Genomic DNA, 22,136 nt, shown 5'->3' on the forward strand with positions numbered 1-22,136 from the left:
CCATCTCAGGATTGAAGCGATGAATCCACCTGCCCCTAATCTTATTTGCCCGGAGTGCGGCACGGCCAATTCCATTCATCAAGTTGAGTGTTGCCACTGTCAGGTGCCACTCCTAAAACGCTATTTGTGGGCCATTGGCTCCGCTTTGGATCACTATCGCGTCGGTGAGCTGATGGGCGATCGCTATTTAGTGCAAGGCAAACACTTGCTCTTAGACTTATTGCCGGGGGAACCAGCCCCCAATGTGGACAATACTGCCCAATTCTACCGTCCCTACCTGCGCCTATTTCCCAAGCGTCCCCATGTTCCAGAACTCTTTGGCGCGCTTTCCCTCCCAGAAGGAGAACTGTTGCTCCTTGAGCATGCCCCCGTCAGTTGCATTGACATTGCCGATGCCAAAGTTGTCCCCGGCCTGACCCATGCCGCTCCCCTCACCACCATCTGGGACAAAGCCAATTTAGTGCGCCGCCTCAACTGGTTATGGCAAATCATCTCCCTTTGGCCAGCGCTGGTGGCAGAAAATGTGGCTCTCACACTCCTCAATCCCCAGCTTTTGCGAGCCGAGGGTTCCCTGGTGCGGCTTCTGCAACTGCAAGCAGGCAATAATCCTACCTTGGCTGACCTTGGCCAATTCTGGCAAACCCACTTCAGCTTTACCGATCAAGGGGAAAACTTTCAGCAGGCCTTCACAATCCTGTGTCAACAAATGCAGGATCCTCGGGAAGCCGCCCCTGAATCTGTGCGCCAAACCCTAGAGGTCCTCTTTCAACAGGCTCTCGATGACCTTGGTTATGAGTACCACTACGATATTGCCAGCCGCTCCGACCAGGGGCCTAGTCGCAGTCGCAATGAGGATAAGTGCTTGCCCCAGACTGACCTTGCCGATCAGTCACGGGTTTTGGCCTTGGTGTGCGATGGTGTGGGGGGCCATGAAGGCGGCGATGTGGCCTCAGGCTTGGCCATTGACATCCTGGCGGAAACCCTCAAATCCCTTAATCTTCTAGAGACCCCTCCCGCCACAGTGGAGCAAGCGATTCAAACAGCCATTCACGCCACTAATGATGCGATCAATCAACGCAATGATACGGAGCAGCGCCACGAGCGCCAGCGCATGGGAACCACGGTTGTCGGTGCCCTGATTGAACACGCCCATCTTTACCTTGCCCACATTGGGGACAGCCGCGCCTACTGGATCAATCGCTGGGGCTGCTACCAACTCACCCTCGATGACGATGTGGCCAGCCGCGATGTGCGCTTGGGAATGAGTACCTACCATCAAGCCCTGGAGTTGCCCTATGGTGGCTCCTTGGTGCAAGCTTTGGGCATGGCACCCTCCCAGCATCTCCACCCCACGGTTGAGCGCTTTTTGCTGGATGAAGAGGGAATTCTGCTGCTGTGTTCCGATGGTCTCAGCGACTTTAACCGCGTGGAAACCTACTGGCGACAGTACCTGCTGCCTGTACTCCAAGGTCGGGTTTCCCTTACTGTTGCTGCTGAACAACTGATTGATCTTGCCAATCGCCTCAATGGCCATGACAATGTAACGGTGGTGCTGATTCACTGTCGGGTAAAGAATACAGCCGGTGTCCTTGACTTGGACTATAGCGACATTGTCTGTCAAGGGGAGCTGCCAGAGGTGACAGACATTACAATGAGCTACGTCCCTCCACCCGAGCCATCAGAACTCAATCTGACGGTTTCCCCAGTTGTGGAATCCCCTCAACCCCAACGGCAGCAAACCCATAAACTTGGTTCCCAGGGGTGGCTGCTCCTGCTGATTGCTGTGGGTGTTGCCACTGCTGCCTTTAGCTTTCTGGCTGTTATGACTTCTATGAATCGGTCTAATACTGTAGAAAATCCCCCATCCTCACCGTTGATCAGCCCCAAGTGATGCCTAACCCTGCGGATTTTTCCCTGGATGCCTACGACTATTTTTTGCCAGCGGAGCGGATTGCCCAACAGCCGGTTTTTCCCCGCGATCGCTCCCGCCTGATGGTGGTGACCCGCGACACAGCCGCAGATCACTACTTCTATGAGCTACCGCAACTGTTAGAGCCAGGGGATCTGCTGGTACTCAACGATACGCGGGTGATTCCAGCGCGGCTGATGGGTCAAAAAGTGGGCGGCGCCGGCAGCACCGTCGAGGTGTTTCTCCTTGAAGAGTTGAGCGATCGCCAGTGGTTGGCCTTGGTAAAACCCGGTCGAAGAGTGCGCCCTGGGGCAGTGATTCAAATCGGTTCACTGCGGGCAATAGTACAGTCCATTGATGAGGCTACGCGGGGACGGGTGATTGAATTTGACCTGCCGCCGGGCGATCGCCTGTGGGCCTACTTAGACCAACTGGGGGAAGTGCCCCTACCTCCCTACATTAACTGCCCCATTGCCGATACCGAGCAGTACCAAACCGTCTATGCGCGCCGTCCCGGTGCCGTGGCTGCACCAACCGCTGGCTTGCATTTTACTCCCGAACTCCTTAGCAAGTTGGCCTATCGCGGCATTGATCACTGTTTTCTAACGCTCCATGTGGGCATTGGTACCTTTCGTCCGGTGGAGGCCAAGGATATTCGTCACCACCATCTCCACGAAGAATGGATTGAGGTACCGGCTGCCACCGTCGAACGGATTCAGGCTACCAAAGCCGCCGGCGGACGAATCATTGCTGTCGGCACCACCGTTATTCGCTCCCTAGAAACCGCTGCCCAGTCAGGCACCCTGCAGCCCTTTTGCGGCAAGAGCGATCTTTATATTTATCCGGGGTATCAGCCCAAGATTGTTGAGGGGTTCATTACCAACTTTCATCTGCCCCGCTCTAGCTTGATGATGCTCGTCAGTGCCTTTATTGGCCGTGAACGGTTGCTGCAGTTGTACCAACAGGCCATCGATCGCCAGTACCGCTTTTATTCCTTTGGCGATGCCATGCTAATTTTGCCCAGCGCTTGCCACAATACCGTCTGAGTGTGCTATTCTAAACCCAGTTGTTGTGCAAATTACCGTTCAGGGAGATGGAGGTGATGCCCATGGCAGATAGTAGTAAACGCTTGGGTCGTCGTTTCGGAGTAGCTCAACTCTAGGGAAGAGTTGTTCTCCATCTGTTGATTTTAAATCAGCATCTAGGAGGCCGCTTCTCCTAGGAGTTGATACCCACGATAACCACCAGACCGCTCCCGAGGCCTTCCTGGGGAGCGGATGGCTTTTTAGGGGTACCTTGGCATGTCTGACAATAATGTAGTTTTATGATCAACCATTAAAAGACATTTCAGATGCAGCGTTGCCCCTGAAGCAGCCTCTATAGTAGAGGCAACCGGAACTTCGCCATTGTTGGCCACAGCAGACAAATTGAGAGTGAGCAACAACTAATAATGGTGGACTCTGGAACTGCTGCGTTCTGAGAGTAGCCATGGCCGTCCAGTTTCTACCCCAAAAAACGCCGCGCTTACATCCCATTAGTAGTACCAAGCTACTGCTAGTTGTGCTGTTGAACCTCTTTATTGCCGGCTATGTCTTTTGGGCCTATCGCAGCGCCCATGAGCATCAGCTCCCTACCCAACGCAATCCGATCTTGCGGAACCTGCGTTCTCACTAGACTTGCCCTAGGTAGATTGCAGCGCTAGAATGAGGGATTGCTGTCTTTTTTGCAACAGGCATGAAATCCTATCTCGCTGCCGCAGTTCAAATGACGAGCCAACCCAATCTTGAGGCAAATTTGGCTCAGGCAGAAGAACTCATTGAATTGGCGGTGAGACGAGGGGCAGTCCTCATTGGGTTGCCAGAAAATTTTTCCTTTCTGGGGGACGATCGCGAGAAAGTTGCCCAAGCGGCAACGATCGCTGAGCGGACTGAGGCCTTTTTGAAACGAATGGCCCAGCGGTTTCAGATTACGCTGGTGGGGGGTGGCTACCCGGTGCCGGCAACGGAAGGCAAGGTTTATAACACAGCGGTATTGATTGGGCCGACGGGGGAAGAATTGAGCCGCTACCAAAAAGTGCATTTATTTGATGTCGATTTGCCCGATGGCAATATTTACCACGAATCGGGCACAGTGCTCGCCGGACGGCAGTTGCCCTCCGTCTATCCCAGTAAGGAACTGGGCAATATTGGCTTGTCGGTGTGCTACGATGTCCGCTTTCCCGAACTTTACCGTGCCCTCTCCCAAGCGGGGGCAACGGTGTTGTTTGTGCCGGCTGCCTTTACCGCCTTCACGGGTAAGGATCACTGGCAAGTTCTACTGCAAGCTCGGGCAATCGAAAATACCTGTTATGTGATTGCACCGGCCCAGACGGGGATTCACTATGCACGGCGGCAAACCCACGGCCATGCACTGATTGTGGATCCTTGGGGAACCATCCTCGCCGATGCGGGCGATCGCCCCGGCCTCGCGATTGCGGCCATTGAACCCAGCCGCCTTGAGCAAGTGCGTCAACAGATGCCTTGCCTGCAACACCGCGTCTTTTTCTGATGCTTGGCTAAATTGTGAAATAAATCGTAACATCCCATACAGACGGGGGGAGTTTCCTAGGCTATCGTAGAACCATAACTGCATCCTTCCTCTCACTCCAAACCGACTAGGAGAGTATCTATGGAAAGCGTTACGGTTCCCAACCCGCAGGCCTCCGCCGAGGTTTGGAACTCCCTAAAGCGAGCGATCGCCCACAGCTCGGGTTTTCAACGGTGGCTGAGCGAAAAGCAAGCGGCTGTTGTCATTGAGCAGCCCACGGATCTTGATGCTTGCGTTACCGCTTACCTGCGTCAGGCCCTCGAAACCCTTGCCTATTAAAACGCCTATTAAATGCCTATTAAAACGCCTATTAAAACTGGGTAGGAATTGTAAGCTCTGCCTCCATAACTAGGAGCATTCCAACTCCTTGGTCACATATTACCCGCAATATTACCCCCACAGGGCATTCCATTTGGGGGTTCTTATTTTCAAGGCTAGGGTAACCCCCTCCTTCGGAGCTCCCTTGGCTATAGTGGAAGGTGCCAGCCCCCAAGGTGCATATGATTGAAGGCCCGTGGATCCATAAGTTTATTGTTTCCAATGGCATCCGTCTCCACTATGTGACCCAAGGAGAAGGGGAGCTGGTGCTACTGCTCCATGGCTTTCCCGAGTTTTGGTACTCTTGGCGACATCAAATCCCAGTATTGGCGGAAAAGCGCAAAGTCGTTGCCCTAGATTTGCGGGGCTATAATCTCAGCGATAAACCCCAAGATACCGCCAGCTATGTTCTCGATGAGTTAATTCTTGACATGGTCGGTGTCATTGACGGCCTTGGCTATCGGCGCTGTCACTTGGTGGGGCACGATTGGGGAGGAATGGTGGCTTGGGGAGTCGCCTATGCCGTACCTGAGCGGATTCAAACCCTGAGTGTGCTGGCTTGTCCCCATCCTGCCAAGTTTCAACAGTTAAGTTTTGAGCAATGGTTGCGCAGTAGCTATATGCTGCTCTTTCAGCTGCCGTGGCTACCAGAGATACTCTTGGAGTGGGGAGGCTATGGGGCGATCGCCCAAATCTTTCGCTGGGCAGCTGTGAACCAGCAGGCCATCCGCCCCCTGGACATTGCCCGCTATCAGGATGCCGCCGCGCAGCGGGGGGCTCTCTCGGGAATGCTCAACTACTACCGTGCGGGGTTACAAAGTCTTTACAGTCGCGAGTGGGGCCTACTCGAAGTCCCGACACTGATGCTCTGGGGGCGCCAAGACCCCACCTTGGGCATAGAACTCACCTATGGCACGGAAGCCTACGTTAAGGAGCTGAAAATTCAATACTTGGACTACTGTGGCCACTTTGTGCAGCAGGAGCAACCCGACTTGGTGAATGAGTATCTGCTGGAGTGGTTAGAAACCGTTTCTGCCCCCCTCAATTAGACCTAAATCAAACGACGTAACTGCGTAATTTGGTCAGCGATCGCCAGCAGTGATTCTGGCATTTCAGGCCCCGTCAACATGACATCGAGGGTGCGGGGGCGACTCTTGAGAAAGTCCAGTACTTCCCCTTCAGTTAGCAGCCCCAGTTGCATGGCCACACTGACCTCATCTAAAACCACCAAACGGTGCTGTCCCTCCTGAACTTTGGCTTGCAAATGCTGCCACAGCTCACGCACTGCTGCCTTTTCTTGGGGCGTGATCGAATCTCCTTGGCCTAAACAGCGTTGCAGCGCCGGTCGCCACCAAGTGAGATGCTGCCCCAACTGAATCGGGTGCTCGACCCCCGTTTGAATGCCGCCCTTGAGGAATTGCACAATCATGACGCCACTGCCCTGGGCAGCAACCCGCAAGGCCTGGGCCATGACTGTGGTGAAAAAGTGCCGCTGCGGACAGGTAAACACCTGCACCACTCCCTCAATGCCATAGGCTAGGGGCAAGCTTGCCTCAGAAGCGGAAACCGAGAGTTGTGCCACCATCGTGTTTCTGTCCAGTCAAAAAGGAGAACAATCCCCTAGGGGTATACATCTAGTGTAGTACGCTGTGATTTAACCCTAGTGAACACTAGATGTACGTGGCCGTCAAGGGGGGTGAGAATCAGTTATCTTAAAACACAGTAACTGTTACCGAGGATGCACCGATGCCAGCAACACAGGCCCTTGATGCGCAGGCGCTCTTTCGCGCTGCCTACGAAAATCGTTACACCTGGGATGAAAATTTTCCCGGCTTTACGGCAAAGGTCACACTCATTGAGGGCGATCGCACCTACCAAGGGCAGGTCAAGGTTAGCCGTGATTACAGCGTTGAGGTGAGCGGGATAGAAGACGAAGCCATCCGTGAATCCCTTTACAATCAACTGCGGGATGTGATTGTCCACCGCAAGCGTACCAGTTTTGAAGCTGCCCACGGCAAAAACACGTTTCAAATTGGCCAAACCGATGCCAGCGGTGCCGTGGAGATCCTAGTCAGTGGCGATGCCATGGGCTCCAACTACAAAGTCAGGGACAATCAAATTGTCTATGTTAGCCGTGTCATGGGCCGGGTCGCCTTTGCCATTACCCACCGTGAAGCCCTTGACACTGGTTCAGGCTACATTTCCACCAACTATGTGGCTGTCTTCCGCAATCCCCAGACGAACGAAGTGGTGCGGCAAATGACGTTTGAGGATACCTATGTGCCCGTGGGCAACTACTACCTGATGAGTCGGCAGGTGGTACACACCCATGAACATGGCCAAACCAGCACCGTAGAAATTCGTTTTGACGATCTGCAACTCCTAGACGACTAAGCGTGGAAATCACATTTCTAGGCACGAGTTCTGGGGTGCCCACCCGCACCCGCAATGTTTCCAGTGTGGCGCTGCGGCTGCCCCAACGTAAGGAAATTTGGCTCTTTGACTGCGGTGAAGCCACCCAGCACCAATTGCTGCGCAGCGACCTGCGCCCCAGTCAGATTCGCCGGATCTTCATTACCCACATGCACGGCGATCACCTCTTTGGCCTCATGGGCTTGCTGGCCAGTTGTGGCCTTGCGGGAACGGTGAGTCAAATTGATGTCTATGGCCCACCGACCTTGGATCGCTACATTGCCAGTTGTTTGCGCTGGTCAGTGATGCGGCTTCCCTACAAGTTGCAAGTGCATACAGTGGAGCCCGGGGAAGTCTTTAGCGATGGCGAGTTTACGGTGACCTGTCGGCTGCTGCATCACCGTGTTCCCGCCTTTGGCTACCGGGTGACTGAGGGCGATCGCCCCGGTCGGTTTCATGTGGAAAAAGCCCAAGCCCTGGGGATTCCCTTTGGCCCGCTGTATGGTCAACTCAAGCAGGGAAAAACCATCACTTTAGAGGATGGCCGCACCTTTGATGGTCGCGACTTCTGCGATCCACCGCAGCGAGGACGCAGTATGGTCTATTGCACCGATACCGTCTTTTGTGATAGTGCCGTCGAGTTGTCCCAGCAGGCGGATGTCCTCATTCACGAAGCCACCTTTTCCCATCAGGAAGCGAATCTGGCCTTTGCCCGCCTCCACTCCACCTCCACCATGGCGGCGCAGGTAGCAGCGTTTGCCCAAGTGAAATTGCTCTTTCTCACCCACTTTAGCGCCCGCTACGCCCCCGGCAACCCTGTGCAGGTGGAGGATCTGTTGGCAGAAGCCCAAGCCATTTTCCCTAATACCCGCTTGGCGCGGGATTTTCTCCACTACGCGATTCCCCGCGCTGGCCAAATCCGTGAGGACATGCCCCCTAGCCATCAGGACAGTCCTGCTGTGGCTCATACAGACACTTTGGATGCAACCCTAGAGCCACTTGCGGCGCAAACCGTTGCTCCCGATCCAAAAAATGGGCCGGCGATCGCCATCAACCGTGCTACTCGCCACCAGATGCAACAAAAGCTAGGAATTGACGCCACCACAGCCAACGCGATTTTAGAGCGACGGCGGCGGCAAAAGTTTACCTGCCTTGAGGAATTGGAACGCCTCTACCCCCAGGTGGCCTGGGCGACTCTCAATGTGCAGTTCTAAAGACTGGGCCCCTTCCTCTACCAGCCTGTTGCCCCCTATTTCCCAAATGCAGCAGCTCAGCAGCACAAAGGCCCTACACCGCATCATTGGCTACAATAGCTCTAGGGAGTTCACCATTTTGCCGTTGATTCTTGGGAGCGGCGCCTGCCCATGCAACTGTATTTTGACTATGGAGCGACAACCCCCTGTCGGCCTGAGGCGATAGCGGCGATGGTGGCCGCCTATGAGCAGCAGTGGGGCAACCCCGCCAGTATTCATGAGTGGGGGCAGCGATCAGCGATCGCCCTGGAACAGGCACGGATGCAGGTGGCGGCGCTGATTCATGCCCAAGCCGATGAGATCATCTTTACCTCTGGGGGCACAGAAGCCGATAACCTTGCCCTGTGGGGAGTGTGCCAGCGCTACCGCCAACCTCAGCATTTAATTATTTCAGCGGTTGAGCATGCGGCGGTGGCTAAACCGGCTGCTGCCCTTGAAGCCCAAGGCTGGCAGGTGACGCGCTTGCCGGTGAATCACTGGGGACAGGTGGAACCTGCTCAACTGCGGCAGGCACTTCAACCGAATACGGTTTTGGTCTCCATTATCTACGGCCAAAGTGAGGTGGGCACCCTCCAACCCATTGCCGAGCTGGCAGCCATTTGCCAAGAGGTAGGGGTGCTTTTCCATACAGATGCGGTGCAAGTGGCGGGGCGAGTTCCCTTGGATGTGCGACGCTTGGGGGTGGATTTACTCTCGCTGTCTAGTCATAAAATTTATGGCCCTCAGGGGGCGGGGGCGCTCTATGTGCGATCGGGGGTGGCCTTAGAACCGCTCTTGCGCGGTGGTGGACAAGAACTTGGCCTGAGGGCAGGAACGCAGGCAGTGCCGACCCTCGTGGGTTTTGGGGTGGCGGCGGCGTGGGCAGCCACTGAACTCGCAGTAGAACCAATGCGCCTTGCCCAATTGCGCGATCGCCTGTGGCAGCAGTTACAGGATCATCCCCAAGTGGCACAAACGGGACATCCCTGGCAGCGACTGCCCCATCATCTGAGTTTGATTGTGCGCGATCGCCACGGCCAGCCCTTGAATGGCAAAACCTTTGTCCGGCAACTCAACCTTGCGGGCATTGGCATTAGTGCCGGATCCGCCTGTCAAAGTGGCCAAACCCAACCGAGCCCAACCCTCTTGGCCATGGGCTACGATCCTGAAACCGCCAAAGCAGGGATTCGTATTACCTTGGGGCGAGAGACCACCGCTGCCGATGTGGATTGGTTAGCCATGGTGCTACGGCAGTATCTTGCAGAGGCGATCGCTCCCCCCTTAACGGTATCCATTTCCTAGGATGCATCATGGTGTGGGCAGCATTATCTGCACAGGGGACTTGGGTACTGGCTAGCTACGGCGCAGTGGCGACGTTAATTCTGCTGTGGACGATTCTGCGATCGCTACGGCACCCATCCCAAAACGCCACCCTTGAGGCCGAATTGGCACGGCTAGAAAATTACTGCACTCAACTCCAGCAGCAACTTCAGGCAATAACTGCGGAAAATCAACAATTACGAGCAGAGCGCGATTACTGGCAACAGCAGCATCAAAGCCTCAATGATCAACTCACCACCCTAGAAGCCACCTATCAGCAACTGGAGATGAACCTTCAACGCCTCGAACAGGAGCGCGATCGCCTGCAACAGGCCCTGGCACAGCCCGCCGACTGGTGGCAGGAAATCACCAAAAATTATCAAAGTTGGTGGGAAAGCCTCCCCTTTCTTCCCCATGAGGATACCAGCAGCACATCCTAAGGCAGGCGATCAATGGGCAATGGCGGATAGAAGAAGTACCCTTGGCCATACAGACAGCCGAGATCCATTAATTGGGCGGCTTGAACCGCCGTTTCCACGCCTTCGGCAACCACATCTAAACGTAGACTCTTGCCTAGGGCAATCACGGCACCAATAATTTCCTGTGCCGCTCGGCTTTCCTCTAAGCTCTGGACAAAGGAGCGATCAATTTTCAGGGCGTGGATGGGTAACTGATGCAACCGACTCAGGGAGGAATAACCCGTGCCAAAATCATCAATGTTGAGGGCAACCCCCAGCTGTTGCAGTTCCTCGGCCACCTGCAATGTGGCTTCAAGGTTGCGGATCATTGTCGTTTCAGTAATCTCCAGATGGAGGAGATGGGGGGGCAATTGGGCACTGCGCAGCACTGCCAAAATATCACTGACAAAGTTGGCATCCACCAGTTGTTGAGGCGAGATATTAATGGCCAAGTTCATGGCCTGGCGATGGCTGTCCTGTTGCCGCCACTGGCTGAATTGCTGGATGGCGCGTTCAAGGACCTGCCGGCCAAGGCTAACGATGAGACCTGCCTGCTCCGCCAGGGTGATAAATTCACTGGGCGGAATTCCACCTTTTGCGGGGTCAAACCAGCGGCTGAGGGCCTCAAGTCCTACAATTGCCCCCGTATTCATCTCAACAATGGGCTGGAAATACACCTGTAACTCACTGTTGGCGATCGCCTGATGCAGTTGGCTCTCAAGGGTAAAGCAACTTTGGGCCTGGGTGTGCATTTGCGGGTCAAAGATGCGACACTGCCCCAGTCCCTGTTTTTTTGCTTGGTACATGGCAATGTCCGCATCCCGCAGGAGGGTAGCGGCAGAGGCGGCGGCGCGATCGCTAAAGGCCACGCCAATACTGGCACTCAAGCTTAACAAGTGACCATCAATGATCAGGGGTTCCTGAATTACCCGCTCTAGGTCAGCAACCCGCGCTTGCACTTGTGCCACCATCTGTTCGGGATCAAGGTCTTCACAGAGGACCACAAATTCATCCCCACTCAGGTGAGCTAAGGTATCCCCCTCACGCACCACACTCTGCATTCGCTGGGCAAGGGTCATGAGTACTTGGTCACCGGCTTGGTGTCCCAAGCTATCGTTAACCCGCTTGAAGCGATCAATATCAATGAAAACAACAGCAAAGGGGCGATCGCCATGGCGTTGATATCGTCGCCAACAATGCTGCAATCGCTCCTGGAGGAGGGTACGATTGGGAAGTCCCGTCAGGGGATCGTGGAGAGCATCGTGAATAAGCTGCTCCTCCATTTGTTTGCGGCGGGTAATATCACGCCCCACACATTGATACTCCACACAGCGCCCATGGTGATCAAAAAAGGCACGTGTTGTCCATTCAAACCAGGCAAGCTGTCCTGTATTTAATGTCACAGCGCATTCAATGGTGCTGATGGGCTGCGCTGGGCTGAGGGTTTGCAGATGCTGTTGAAAGCGTTGCTGGGTCACAGGATCAAAGGGATGTTGGAGGACCTCTCCCAGATCACAACTCACGCCCACCTCAGCCAGATAGCGAAAGAAGGCGGGATTGCCAAAGGTCAGATGTCCCTCAGGCGTGCAGCGATAGAGCAGTTCTGTCTGCGCCTCGAGAACCCGCCGATAGCGCTCTTTTTCCTGATGTAGGGCACTCACTAATTCAGCGCGGTGAATACCAAAGCCCAGTTGTTCCCCCAGTTGGCGGATCAGTTCCACCTCGTCATTGGCCCAAGGCCGCGCAGAAGAGCAGTGGTGGCACAGAAATAATCCCCAGAGGCGTTCCTCCTCAATAATCGGTACTGTTAATAGGGCACGCACCTGCAATTGGCTGAGAAAATCGCGGTGACACTGAGCGATTGTGGCGGTGTTAATATCCGCAAGCGCCAGCACTCGCCCTTGCAGGTAGGCTTCGGCAGCCTCGCGTTGAAAACAAGGGTCGCAAAATGTACGGTTGAGGAGGGAAAACTGCGGTGCTGCAACGGACTCGGCCACCACTTCCCCTCTGCCGTCAGCGTAGAACTGGAAAATGAGGGTGCGATCTACATTCAAGAGTTGGCGGATTTCTTCAAGGGCGGTTTTGAGAACGGTTTCTACATCTAATGAGCGGCGGATTTTGATGGTCAGACGATGCAGGAGTTCGGCTTGAGTTTGCCGCCGCTGCAACAAGGTACTGGAGTCCACCTGCAGTGTAATGGCCAAACCACGGCTGGTGGGAAATACCCGTACGGCGAACCACTGGTTGAGCCCCTCATAAAAGGCGTCAAATTGGACGGGAGTCTGCTGTGTCATTGCCCGCCGACATTGCTCCTCAAAAATCGAGTTGCGGGCATCGGGGAAGAACTCCCAGAGGTTTTTTCCTAGCATTTGTGAGGCGGGTTTGCCCACCAAGCGGCAGAGATTGCCATTGACATAAATAACCGTAAAATCATGATCGACCTCAAAGAAGTGATCGGACAGGCTCTCTAAAATGTCACTCACTTGGCTGTAGGCCGCTTGCAGGCGATCGCCAGATGGCTGCTGCTCAGTCACATCCCGCGCCGCGGCGTAAATTCGACCCTGGCTCAGCAGTCCTTGCCATTCATACCAGCGGTAGTCTCCCCCCTGGGTGCGCAGGCGAATCGTGTGGTTTGTGATTTGCTCGCCGGCAAGGAGACGTTGCTGCATTTCTCGATGGCGGGAGCGATCGCCCGGATGCAGAAATTCCTCAAACTTTGCCCCCATCACCTGATTTAGGTCATAGCCTAGGCAGGTTTGCCAATATTGATTCACCCGCCGCAGCCGTCCCTCAGTATCGGCGATCATAAATAGCGCGAGGGAAGAGCCAAAGAAATACTCTAGTTCGGCGGTCTTTTGGACAATTTCTGCTTGCAGACGGATGCGATCGCTAATGTCCCGCTGCACGCCAAAGTGGCCAATAATTTCCCGATTTTCGTTGTACAGACAAACGTAATTCCCTTCTATCCAAAAAGAGCTACCGTCGTGGCGGTGCAGCTCAAGTTCAGTGTGAAAGTGGCCCAAATCAAAGAGGGCTCGCCACAAGCGTTTAGCCAGTTCCAAATCCTCCTTAAAGCACAGGCGCGGTGTCAGGCCAATCAACGCTTGGGGGGGCAATTGATACTGCTGGGCAAAGGCATTGTTGACACGGGTAAGCCGCTGATGATCAAAGACATACTCCAATACGTCCTCTTTATTGACCGTGTCATCCCAGCGAATAGGCTGATCCAACATCATGAAAAAGCAGGCCTCAAGGGACTGCTGAAAAAAGGTTTCTAAGAGTTTCTGATTCGCTTTGAGTTCTAGTTCCAGTTGACAGCGATGCGTAATATCCCGCGATGTTGTCACTAAAAATAAAACATTTCCCGCTTCATCACAAATGGGTTGAATGCAGGTTTCTAACCAAACATAGCCACCACTTTTTTTCCGCATGCGATAGGTTTCTGTCAAATTGGCGCTGCCCTTTAGGGCGAGGGCGTGGGCGCCACTGCGAATTCGCTCAGCATCCTCAGGGTGAAACAGGGTATAGGGATTTTTACCAATCAGTTCTTCAGGAGAATAGCCCAAAAGGGTTTGACTGGAGGGAGTCACGTATAGGTAGTTGCCATCAGTTGCGTGCAAGCAAATCAGATCATCGGTGTAGTTCACCAATAATTCGGTAAAGTGCTCAAATTCGTCAATGATCATGCTTGAAAACTTCTCCCTGCCAGCACCAAAGGTGCCAAAACTTATTTTAATTCATGATCGCAGTTGAATGTTACTAATTATTAATTTATTAATTATTTGTCGAGGAGACTGCCCACCAGTTGGCACTTCCCCTCAGGGATAACGGCGCATATTTAAGCGAGCCGTGGTTCCCGCCTGTGGACACCGCAGGTACGGAGCATAGGTGCCACCAATGCGCCAGACGGAAATATAGCGATCGGTACGCACCCATTGAATGGTCACTTCACCACTACAGCCAAAATTACCCCCTCGATCGCGATCGCTAAAAAAGCCCCGCAGGAAGCCGTTGCCGATGGCTGTTACGGTAATTGTACCCTCATAAACTCGCCCACCCACCTCTGTGGTGTAGGGGAGAACATCCCCTGGGGTGTGGCTAAATTGATAGTCGTAGATGCGGGTCAGACCACTATCGGAAATTAGCGTTTCAGCGGCAGCTGGCAAGGCAGAGGCCACACCCAAAACTAGAGTACTCAGCAGGCCCTGTAACACCTTCATAGGAATGCCCCCTCTCACAACATCCCTATGATGATCCTAGACGAGACTAGAGTTTATATTTTCCCTGTCTCTCATCTCTGAAGAACTGCCTTGCCAAGACAGTGGGCGTAAAGGGGCTGATCGGGATCAACAGGCGTCTAAAGGAACGCTCGTACATCGGTCACTTCACCGGCAATTGCCGCTGCTGCCACCATCGCCGGGCTCATGAGGAGAGTGCGCCCACTGGGAGAGCCCTGGCGCCCCTTGAAGTTGCGATTGGAGGAGGAGGCGCTGATTTGCCGCCCCTGCAACTTGTCGGGGTTCATGGCAAGGCACATTGAACAGCCGGGGTGGCGCCATTCAAAGCCGGCGGCTTTGAAAATGACATCTAGGCCTTCAGCTTCCGCTTGCGCTTTCACTCGTTCTGAGCCGGGCACCACAAAGGCTTTGACGCCGGGTTTGACTTTGCGCCCTTCGACAACTTTGGCCGCCTGCCGCAGGTCACTGATGCGACCATTGGTGCAACTGCCGATAAAGCAGACATCAATCTTGGTTCCTTGAATGGGCTGCCCTGGTTGCAAATCCATATAAGCATAGGCTTCGGCGGCGATCGCCCGTTCTGCTGCGGGCAAGCTCTCTAGGGTGGGCAAGGTTTCATCCACTGCAATGCTCTGGCCAGGGGTAATGCCCCAGGTCACCGTCGGTGCAATATCAGCCGCCGCAAATGTGACAACATCATCGTATTCAGCATCGGCATCACTGGCGAGCGATCGCCACCATGCCACCGCTTCGTCCCAGACTTTTCCTTGGGGGGCAAAAGGGCGTCCCCTGAGGTAGGCAAAGGTGGTTTCATCGGGGTTGACATAGCCGCAGCGGGCACCTCCCTCAATGGCCATATTGCAGACGGTCATGCGTTCCTCCATTGAAAGTTGGCCAAAGGTGGTACCCGCAAACTCATAGGCATAGCCAACCCCACCCTTGACACCCAGGTGGCGAATAACGTGTAGGATGACATCTTTGGCATAGACCCCACTCGCAAGGGAGCCATTGACTTCCACTTTGCGCACCTTCAGCTTATTGAGGGCAAGGGTTTGGGTGGCCAAGACATCCCGCACTTGACTGGTGCCAATGCCGAAGGCGATCGCCCCAAAAGCACCGTGGGTAGAGGTGTGGCTATCGCCGCAGGCAATTGTCATGCCCGGTTGCGTTAACCCCTGCTCCGGGGCAATGACATGGACAATGCCCTGACGACCGGAGCCAATTCCAAAAAAGGGAATATTGTGGGCACGGCAATTCGCCTCAAGGGCTTGTAGCATCTCTTCGGCCAGGGGATCCTGCAGGGGGCGCGTCACGGTATCCGTAGGGACAATGTGATCAACCGTGGCCACCGTCCGCTGCGGATACAACACCGGCAACCCGCGTTCCCGCAGCATGGCAAAGGCTTGGGGACTCGTCACTTCATGGATCAGGTGCAGGCCAATAAACAGTTGAGTTTGCCCAGAGGGCAGTGTAGCCACTGTGTGCTGCTCCCAAACCTTGTCGAAGAGTGTACCGCGACTCATAGACTCGTCAAAAAATCCAATTCATTAATTATAGGCAAAAGCAAGAAAGTCACATCTCCTGAGTGGTTTAGGTTGAATGTGAGCCAAGGAGCCAAGCCATCACCTGTTGACCGAGGCAAGTCCCATTGAGGCGATCAATTTCGCGAACACCAGTGGGGCTAGTCACATTCACTTCTGTTAAGTAGCCGCCGATAACATCAATGCCAACAAAATAGAGGCCATCACGTTGGAGGGCCGGAGCAAGGGTTTGACAAATCTGGCGATCGCGCTCCGTAATCTCTGCGGCTGCCACGCGCCCACCTGTGGCCATATTGCCCCGAAATTCGTCCCCTGTGGGAATCCGGTTAACGGCACCGATCGGTTCGCCGTTGAGGAGAATAATCCGTTTGTCCCCATCCTTGGCCGCGGGTAGGTACTCCTGCAGCATCACAGGCAGTTGTCCCCGTTGGGTACTGATTTCAATCATGGAGTTGAGGTTGCGATCGCCCGCCTGCAAAAAGAGAATGCCTTCGCCCCCTTTGCCCCCCAAGGGTTTGAGCACTGCCATGCCCTGCTGCTGCACAAATTCACGAATGCGCTGCTTGTCTGCAGTGACAATGGTCTTGGGAATGACACTGGTAAATTGCAGGGCATACATCTTTTCATTGGCCTGGCGTAGTCCTGCTGGCGAGTTGAGGACAAGGGTGGTTTGGGGATCGACTAAATCAAGACAGTAGGTGGCATAGAGGTAGGCGGTGGTGACGGGCGGATCCTTGCGCATCCACACCGCTCGGAAGGTATTGAGGGGGCGCCATTGGACTGCACCCGGCTGAAACCAGGGTTGGGGAATCTGCCACTGGCCGTCCACCAGTTGCACTGGCGCTAACTGGATCGGGGTAAGCGCCGCCCATACCTGACCTTCTTGGACCAGGAGTTGGGACATCTCCGTTACCCACACCCGTGCCCCTGCCGCTTGCGCCGCCTCCATCAAGGCCACACTGGTATCGTGGCCGGGGTCAAGGCTGGCGATGGGGTCAATAATAAAGGCAATATCCACTAAGCTACCCCTTGCAGCAGGGCATCCAATTTTCCTTGAGCCTCCAGGGCATAGAGATCGTCACAGCCGCCAATGTGTTCATTGTCAATAAAAATCTGCGGTACCGATCGCCGGCCATGGGCACGTTGAGCCATGGCATCACGGGCAGCTTCATCGCCATCAATGACGTACTCGGTAAACTTCACTCCTTTGCGCGTCAGCAATTGCTTTGCCCGAATACAAAAAGGACAACGCGACCACGTATAGATTTCGACCTTAGCCACAGCAGTGACACCTCGTTACAAAAATTCACTTTGCTTCCAGCCTAGCAAAAAGGGAGAAGAGACACACCCCTCTCCCTCCTCCTGCCCTAGAACTCCCTACAGATAATTGGGGTCTTGAACATTGCGGATTTTGCAGGCTTCGGCAATGCCGTACTGGGGTCGCAAAAAGCGATCCATCTGCGCCACAAAGAAGCGCCGATTGGCCATTAGATGCTCTGGATTGGGGTCATCCAAAGGATAGTAGAAGGCGGCACGGGTGGCTTGCAAAACGGCAGAGGTCACAGTGTACATAGAGTGCTGGAAGGCAATCCCCAACTGCACCAAAATATCATCCTCACCGCGACAGTGCTGGTGGAAATAATCCCTGAGGTACTGGGGAAGGAAGTGATACATATCTTGGTGAAGCAGCGTTGGTGGAATCCCCGCCGTCCCCACAGGGAATTTATCGGCAAAGAGAATGCCGTAGTGGAAGTCCACTTGATCGGTGGGGACTTGATTGGCTTGGGCATTGTAGGACTTAGTGCCACGGAAAGGAGAGGTGCGGTAAAAAACCGCTTCCACATAGGGGAAGGCTGCCTCGTAGAGCCACATGAAGCCCTTCTCTTTGGGCACAAGGACATAAACCTCGTCATCAATATAGACATGGTGGTAAATGGGGCGACCGGCAGCGGCAAAAATCCCATTCACCAGAAAGTTCATAGCATCCTTGACACTGGTAATGCTGCCCTCATCGTAGCGATCGCTAATCTCAAAGAAGACGGGTGCCATCACTTCCCAAAACAGCCCCAGCACATTCATGTACGTGGCTTGGCGAGCCTGCTCTAAAAAGAGGTCGGGAAAGAGTTTGTACAGCCCAAGCATCAATGGGTTGCGCTTGAAGTAGGCACGAATCGCCTTATCCGCTGCCGCTTTGTACTCCTCGGAGTCAAGGTAAATATCCAACTGACCCCCCATGCGGTGCCACATCATTGCCCGCGCCAAATCTTCAGAAAACTCCATGTTGATGCGGTCATGCCAGAGGTGGTGGAGCAGACGGGGCATTTTGCCGGTCTCTCCCTTCTCAATAAATGCCATCAGTTCCGGGTGAGCATGGGCAGGGCCGCGCCAAATCCGCAGATCCGCGGTATCACCGGCGTAGTGATTCGGCAACTCAAAGTATTCCTTGGTCGGAAAATACTTAAAGAAGGGAAAGGGATTGATAAACACCCGCTCACCGAGATAGAGCAAGTCCCGCCAGTAGAAATCCATTGGAATTGAGTAAGCCTTGTACATCCCGATAATTTTCATCAGGTTCACTGGCGTATCGGGAATCAGGGCACCTCCTGCCTCAAGGCGGTAAATAATGTCGGCGAGGGGGTGATCTAGGGGTGGCAGCTTGGCAGAACTGGGGCGCTCCATTGCTTGAACCATGGGAAATCCTCCTAACTATTGGCTAAACTGGCAACAATTTCAGTGGCCTCGGGGATGGCGGCAACGATCTGAGCACTAGTGGTTTCACTCCAGCGCACCAGCCAGGTGGGTTGAACCCCCAAAAACAGAATCAACAGGGTCAGGACCAGGGCTGGCATTGTCTCCCACCAAAGCACGCGCGGGTAGTAGGCAGTGGCATTGTCCAGGCGACCAAAGCAGGTGCGGTTAATCATAATCACGAAATAAACAGCTGTGAGGCCAGTGCCCACCACGGCAATCAGGGTTGGCAGGGGGAAAATCCTGTAGCTGCCTTGGAAGATTAAAAATTCCGCCACAAACCCCATGAGTCCTGGAATACCCGCGCTGGCCATCCCCCCTAAAATTAAGAGCGCACTGGTGGTCGGTAACCCCCGCAGGGGATTGAGCAAGCCATTGAGCACATCCAGTTCACGGGTGCCGACTTTCGTTTCAATCACACCCACCAGATAGAACAGGAGTGCCAAGATCAGGCCGTGGCTAATCATTTGGGCGATCGCCCCCACCATGCTGAGGTGGGTATGGGCGGCTGCCGCTAGGAGAACGTAACTCATGTGACCCACCGAACTGTAGGCCACCATTCGTTTAATGTCCTTTTGGGCGATCGCCGCCAGCGCACCATAGGCAATGCCAATGGCTGCAACAAGTGCTAGGAGGCCAGAAAACTGCCCCCAGGCCTGCGGAAAACAGCCCAGGGCAAAACGCACCAGCCCATAGGTGCCCAACTTAGCCAGTACGCCGCCAAGGAGGATGGCTGTCGGGGTTGAGGCTTCCACATAGGCATCGGGCAACCAACTGTGGAGGGGCACCAAGGGCATTTTGATGCCAAACCCTAGGACTAACAGCAGCAGGAGAAGGGCTTGGGTGGTGGGCGCCAAGCCAGCAGTGCGTATATCTTGATACTCAAAGCTAGGAGCGTGGGTGAGCCAGCCCATTGCCAAAAAAGCAGCTAGGACGAGAATTCCTGAGACAGCCGTATAGAGAAGAAACTTGACAGCCGCCTGCTCGCGACGCTGCCCCCCCCAGATCAAGATCAAGAGGTAAAAGGGTGCTAACTCAACTTCGTAAAAGAGAATAAACAGCAGCAGATTTTGCGCTGCCAAAGCACCGCTAATTCCTGCGCTGGCCAAAAGGACAAGGGCATAGAATAGCCGGTGGGCACTTTTTTCACCCGTGAACACAACCACCAGGGTCAAGAACGTCCCCAAAACAATGAGGGGCAGCGATAGGCCATCTACGCCCAAAGAATAGTTCAAACCCAGGGGCGGCAGCCAGGGCACAAATTCCCTAAACTGTAGCACCGGCTGCTGCACATCAAACCGTGTCAACATCCAAAGGGACAGAACAAAGGTGAGGCCTGAGGTGATCAGGGCAAGGGGACGTGAGGCTCGCTCTGGCAGCAGCGGCATCAGGAGGGCACCGATCACTGGCAAAACAATTAACAGTGTCAGCATAGGGCAAAAACCTCAAAGAATGGAGCACTAAGCCAGCAGGGGCCAACAAATGGCAATGACAAGAATGGCAACCCCCACCAAGATAGTGAGGATATAGGCTTGGGATTGACCGGTGGTGCTGTACTTCAGGCGATCGCCCCCCAAGAGGGTCACCAGGCCAAAGGTATTGCCCGTGCCATCCACAAACGTGCGATCGAACCAAGCGGTAATGCGGGAAATGATATCCACCACTCCCACCACCGTTGCCCTGTAGAGCTTCGGCGTATAGAAATCGTAGGCCAGCAGCTCCTGTACCGACGGTAGGGGAAACTGCACGGGTTTGGGAATTGCGTTGCCGAGATAGACCCATGCAGCTGCTCCCCAACCCACAAGAGCCGTTACAGTCAGTGCAGTGGCGGTGGCCAGCGTAGGCTGGGTCCAAATCACCCAATCAAAGCGCCCCATGAGAATGGGCAAGTGTAGCACCAGCCCCAGGTCAACGGTCATCGGTAAAATCATCGGCCAAAAGACCTCGGGCGATCGCGCCGTCATGGGCTTGACTTCACCACCCCAAATCAAACAGAACGTGCGACCGAGGCTAAAGGCAGCAAAAGCATTCATCAACAGGAGCACCCCCCCCACCCAGGGCACTTGGGCAAAGGCCGTATCCAGCAATTCTGCCTGGGGAAAAAAACTGCCCAAAGGAGGAACCGCCAGCAGCCCTGCGGAACCCACCAGAAATGAAATCCCAGAAATGGGGCGCCGTGACCACAGCCCGCCCAGGAGGCGCAAATCTTGGGTAATGCTATTCCAAATGATGCCGCCAATACTCATCATCAGCAGTGCCATAGCCAGACCATAGGCGAGGATAAAGACAAGAGCCAAGCCTGGCTCCCTAAGACCGACGGCAATAAACACCCACCCCATATAAGCACTCACCAAATAGGAGAGGGCACGTTTAATGTCCACTTGGGCAATAGCAATGAGGCTGCCTCCCAAAGCCGTGACACTACCAATAACCAATAGGGCGGTGAGTGCTAGAGGCGAAAGGCTGAGCACTGGCGTCAGTTTCACCAGCACCCATGCCCCTGTGGCCACAACCACTGCATTCCGCAGAATGGAGGCCGGAATTGGTCCTTCCATGGCTTCGTCTAACCAGAGGTGCAGCGGAAATTGGGCACATTTGCCCATTGGCCCTGCAATCAGCGCCAAGCAAATCAGGGTAATGAGGGTGGGGTTCACTTGAGCCGTTGCTGCCCAAGCCGCTAAATCGTCGTAGTTCCAAGAACCAGCGAGGGGATAAATGGCCAACACCCCCATCAGTAGCACCAAATCCCCTACGCGTTTCGTTAAAAAGGCATCGCGGGCACCGGTGACCACCAAGGGCTGGTTAAACCACAGTCCAATCAGCAAGTAAGTGGCAAGGGTCAGAATTTCCAAAACCACATAGCTGAAAAAGAGAGAATCGAGGAGTACCAGCGCCCCCATGCCCCCTTCAAAAAGAGCAAGCAGCGCAAAAAAGCGGGCCCAGCCCCAATCCATCTCCATGTAGCCCACTGCAAAAACCTGGGCCATCAGGTTTAAGCCGGTGATCAGCATCAGGGCGGTAGTCGTCAAAATCGAAATTTCAACGGGAATGTCAAAGTGCAGACCCGCCACATCCAACCACGTCCAATGCAAATACCGCGGCGGTTGGTTGGCGATCGCCACCGTTGCCAGCAGGGCATGCACAAAGGAGAAAAACGTGAGCAAGATGTTTAAATAGCCGGCCGGACGCGGGCCTGTTTTGCGGGTAATTCCTGGTGACCAAATCAATGACAGCACCATTCCTAGCAGCGAGTAAAAGGGAATGAGCCATACTGTGTCCGCAAATGATTGCAACATAAACTTAGCTTATGCCTATGGACCAAACTAGTTAAATTTAATCTTATCTATGAATAGCGCCAGACCCGAGGGAGTTCA

General features: G+C 54.4%; 19 protein-coding genes. 10 read left to right on the top strand and 9 right to left on the bottom strand.

Features of this window, described 5'->3' with window-relative positions; all coding sequences use genetic code 11:
- Positions 1–103 precede the first annotated feature (103 nt).
- From Q0W94_RS09230 to Q0W94_RS09255, 6 genes are all read left to right on the top strand, one after another.
- Complete coding sequence (locus Q0W94_RS09230) at positions 104–1,891, top strand: PP2C family serine/threonine-protein phosphatase (RefSeq protein WP_297758161.1); 1,788 nt, start codon at positions 104–106, stop codon at positions 1,889–1,891.
- On the top strand, positions 1,891–2,955 hold the full coding sequence (queA, locus tag Q0W94_RS09235) for a tRNA preQ1(34) S-adenosylmethionine ribosyltransferase-isomerase QueA (protein ID WP_297758163.1): 1,065 nt from the start codon (positions 1,891–1,893) through the stop codon (positions 2,953–2,955). The genes Q0W94_RS09230 and queA overlap by 1 nt, the downstream gene beginning before the upstream one ends.
- Before the next feature lie 442 nt (positions 2,956–3,397).
- Positions 3,398–3,583, top strand: a complete 186-nt coding sequence (locus Q0W94_RS09240; protein ID WP_297758166.1) for a hypothetical protein — start codon at positions 3,398–3,400, stop codon at positions 3,581–3,583.
- A 60-nt stretch (positions 3,584–3,643) separates the two neighbouring features.
- Positions 3,644–4,456 (top strand): carbon-nitrogen hydrolase family protein, encoded by an 813-nt coding sequence (locus Q0W94_RS09245; RefSeq protein ID WP_297758169.1) that lies wholly within the window; start codon positions 3,644–3,646, stop codon positions 4,454–4,456.
- A 120-nt stretch (positions 4,457–4,576) separates the two neighbouring features.
- Positions 4,577–4,774, top strand: a complete 198-nt coding sequence (locus Q0W94_RS09250) for a hypothetical protein (RefSeq protein ID WP_297758172.1) — start codon at positions 4,577–4,579, stop codon at positions 4,772–4,774.
- Positions 4,775–4,995: 221 nt separating this feature from the next.
- Positions 4,996–5,862 (top strand): alpha/beta fold hydrolase, encoded by an 867-nt coding sequence (locus tag Q0W94_RS09255; RefSeq protein ID WP_297758175.1) that lies wholly within the window; start codon positions 4,996–4,998, stop codon positions 5,860–5,862.
- A 2-nt stretch (positions 5,863–5,864) separates the two neighbouring features.
- On the opposite strand, the gene Q0W94_RS09260 is transcribed toward Q0W94_RS09255, so the two are convergent.
- Positions 5,865–6,398, bottom strand: coding sequence for a P-loop NTPase family protein (locus Q0W94_RS09260; protein WP_297758178.1), 534 nt, complete (start codon positions 6,396–6,398; stop codon positions 5,865–5,867).
- Positions 6,399–6,559: 161 nt separating this feature from the next.
- Here Q0W94_RS09260 and Q0W94_RS09265 point away from each other — a divergent pair, with 161 nt between their 5' ends.
- From Q0W94_RS09265 to Q0W94_RS09280, 4 genes are all read left to right on the top strand, one after another.
- The gene (locus Q0W94_RS09265; RefSeq protein ID WP_297758181.1) at positions 6,560–7,207 is read left to right on the top strand and encodes a DUF3386 domain-containing protein; all 648 of its coding nucleotides are present in this window, start codon (positions 6,560–6,562) and stop codon (positions 7,205–7,207) included.
- Positions 7,208–7,209: 2 nt separating this feature from the next.
- Complete coding sequence (gene rnz / locus Q0W94_RS09270; protein WP_315863062.1) at positions 7,210–8,439, top strand: ribonuclease Z; 1,230 nt, start codon at positions 7,210–7,212, stop codon at positions 8,437–8,439.
- 150 nt (positions 8,440–8,589) lie between these two features.
- Positions 8,590–9,759, top strand: coding sequence for a cysteine desulfurase family protein (locus Q0W94_RS09275; protein WP_297758185.1), 1,170 nt, complete (start codon positions 8,590–8,592; stop codon positions 9,757–9,759).
- A gap of 8 nt (positions 9,760–9,767) precedes the next feature.
- Positions 9,768–10,217, top strand: coding sequence for a hypothetical protein (locus Q0W94_RS09280; RefSeq protein ID WP_297758188.1), 450 nt, complete (start codon positions 9,768–9,770; stop codon positions 10,215–10,217).
- Here Q0W94_RS09280 and Q0W94_RS09285 read toward each other — a convergent pair.
- The 8 genes from Q0W94_RS09285 to Q0W94_RS09320 all read right to left on the bottom strand — a co-directional run bounded on the left by Q0W94_RS09285 (position 10,214) and on the right by Q0W94_RS09320 (position 22,058).
- A complete protein-coding gene (locus tag Q0W94_RS09285; protein ID WP_297758191.1) occupies positions 10,214–13,921 on the bottom strand; it encodes an EAL domain-containing protein in 3,708 nt (1,235 codons plus the stop codon). The genes Q0W94_RS09280 and Q0W94_RS09285 overlap by 4 nt on opposite strands.
- Positions 13,922–14,053: 132 nt before the next feature.
- Complete coding sequence (locus Q0W94_RS09290) at positions 14,054–14,455, bottom strand: hypothetical protein (protein ID WP_297758194.1); 402 nt, start codon at positions 14,453–14,455, stop codon at positions 14,054–14,056.
- Positions 14,456–14,592: 137 nt separating this feature from the next.
- The gene (gene leuC / locus Q0W94_RS09295; RefSeq protein WP_297758196.1) at positions 14,593–15,996 is read right to left on the bottom strand and encodes a 3-isopropylmalate dehydratase large subunit; all 1,404 of its coding nucleotides are present in this window, start codon (positions 15,994–15,996) and stop codon (positions 14,593–14,595) included.
- A gap of 67 nt (positions 15,997–16,063) precedes the next feature.
- Complete coding sequence (gene gshB / locus Q0W94_RS09300) at positions 16,064–17,032, bottom strand: glutathione synthase (RefSeq protein ID WP_297758199.1); 969 nt, start codon at positions 17,030–17,032, stop codon at positions 16,064–16,066.
- On the bottom strand, positions 17,032–17,295 hold the full coding sequence (gene grxC, locus Q0W94_RS09305) for a glutaredoxin 3 (RefSeq protein ID WP_297758202.1): 264 nt from the start codon (positions 17,293–17,295) through the stop codon (positions 17,032–17,034). Before grxC ends, gshB begins: the two co-directional genes overlap by 1 nt.
- Before the next feature lie 96 nt (positions 17,296–17,391).
- On the bottom strand, positions 17,392–18,705 hold the full coding sequence (locus Q0W94_RS09310; protein ID WP_297758205.1) for a CO2 hydration protein: 1,314 nt from the start codon (positions 18,703–18,705) through the stop codon (positions 17,392–17,394).
- An 11-nt stretch (positions 18,706–18,716) separates the two neighbouring features.
- The gene (locus tag Q0W94_RS09315; protein ID WP_297758208.1) at positions 18,717–20,195 is read right to left on the bottom strand and encodes an NADH-quinone oxidoreductase subunit M; all 1,479 of its coding nucleotides are present in this window, start codon (positions 20,193–20,195) and stop codon (positions 18,717–18,719) included.
- A 27-nt stretch (positions 20,196–20,222) separates the two neighbouring features.
- Positions 20,223–22,058 (bottom strand): NAD(P)H-quinone oxidoreductase subunit F, encoded by a 1,836-nt coding sequence (locus tag Q0W94_RS09320; RefSeq protein WP_297758211.1) that lies wholly within the window; start codon positions 22,056–22,058, stop codon positions 20,223–20,225.
- Positions 22,059–22,136: the final 78 nt, after the last annotated feature.

It is taken from the genome of Thermosynechococcus sp. (assembly GCF_025999095.1).
GTDB lineage: Bacteria > Cyanobacteriota > Cyanobacteriia > Thermosynechococcales > Thermosynechococcaceae > Thermosynechococcus.

Coding starts and splice junctions, on each gene's coding strand:
- queA (WP_297758163.1), top strand. CDS start 1,891: ATGCCTAACCCTGCGGATTTTTCCCTGGATGCCTACGACTATTTTTTG.
- Q0W94_RS09240 (WP_297758166.1), top strand. CDS start 3,398: ATGGCCGTCCAGTTTCTACCCCAAAAAACGCCGCGCTTACATCCCATT.
- Q0W94_RS09245 (WP_297758169.1), top strand. CDS start 3,644: ATGAAATCCTATCTCGCTGCCGCAGTTCAAATGACGAGCCAACCCAAT.
- Q0W94_RS09250 (WP_297758172.1), top strand. CDS start 4,577: ATGGAAAGCGTTACGGTTCCCAACCCGCAGGCCTCCGCCGAGGTTTGG.
- Q0W94_RS09255 (WP_297758175.1), top strand. CDS start 4,996: ATGATTGAAGGCCCGTGGATCCATAAGTTTATTGTTTCCAATGGCATC.
- Q0W94_RS09260 (WP_297758178.1), bottom strand. CDS start 6,398: ATGGTGGCACAACTCTCGGTTTCCGCTTCTGAGGCAAGCTTGCCCCTA.
- Q0W94_RS09265 (WP_297758181.1), top strand. CDS start 6,560: ATGCCAGCAACACAGGCCCTTGATGCGCAGGCGCTCTTTCGCGCTGCC.
- Q0W94_RS09275 (WP_297758185.1), top strand. CDS start 8,590: ATGCAACTGTATTTTGACTATGGAGCGACAACCCCCTGTCGGCCTGAG.
- Q0W94_RS09280 (WP_297758188.1), top strand. CDS start 9,768: ATGGTGTGGGCAGCATTATCTGCACAGGGGACTTGGGTACTGGCTAGC.
- Q0W94_RS09285 (WP_297758191.1), bottom strand. CDS start 13,921: ATGATCATTGACGAATTTGAGCACTTTACCGAATTATTGGTGAACTAC.
- Q0W94_RS09290 (WP_297758194.1), bottom strand. CDS start 14,455: ATGAAGGTGTTACAGGGCCTGCTGAGTACTCTAGTTTTGGGTGTGGCC.
- leuC (WP_297758196.1), bottom strand. CDS start 15,996: ATGAGTCGCGGTACACTCTTCGACAAGGTTTGGGAGCAGCACACAGTG.
- Q0W94_RS09310 (WP_297758205.1), bottom strand. CDS start 18,705: ATGGTTCAAGCAATGGAGCGCCCCAGTTCTGCCAAGCTGCCACCCCTA.
- Q0W94_RS09315 (WP_297758208.1), bottom strand. CDS start 20,195: ATGCTGACACTGTTAATTGTTTTGCCAGTGATCGGTGCCCTCCTGATG.
- Q0W94_RS09320 (WP_297758211.1), bottom strand. CDS start 22,058: ATGTTGCAATCATTTGCGGACACAGTATGGCTCATTCCCTTTTACTCG.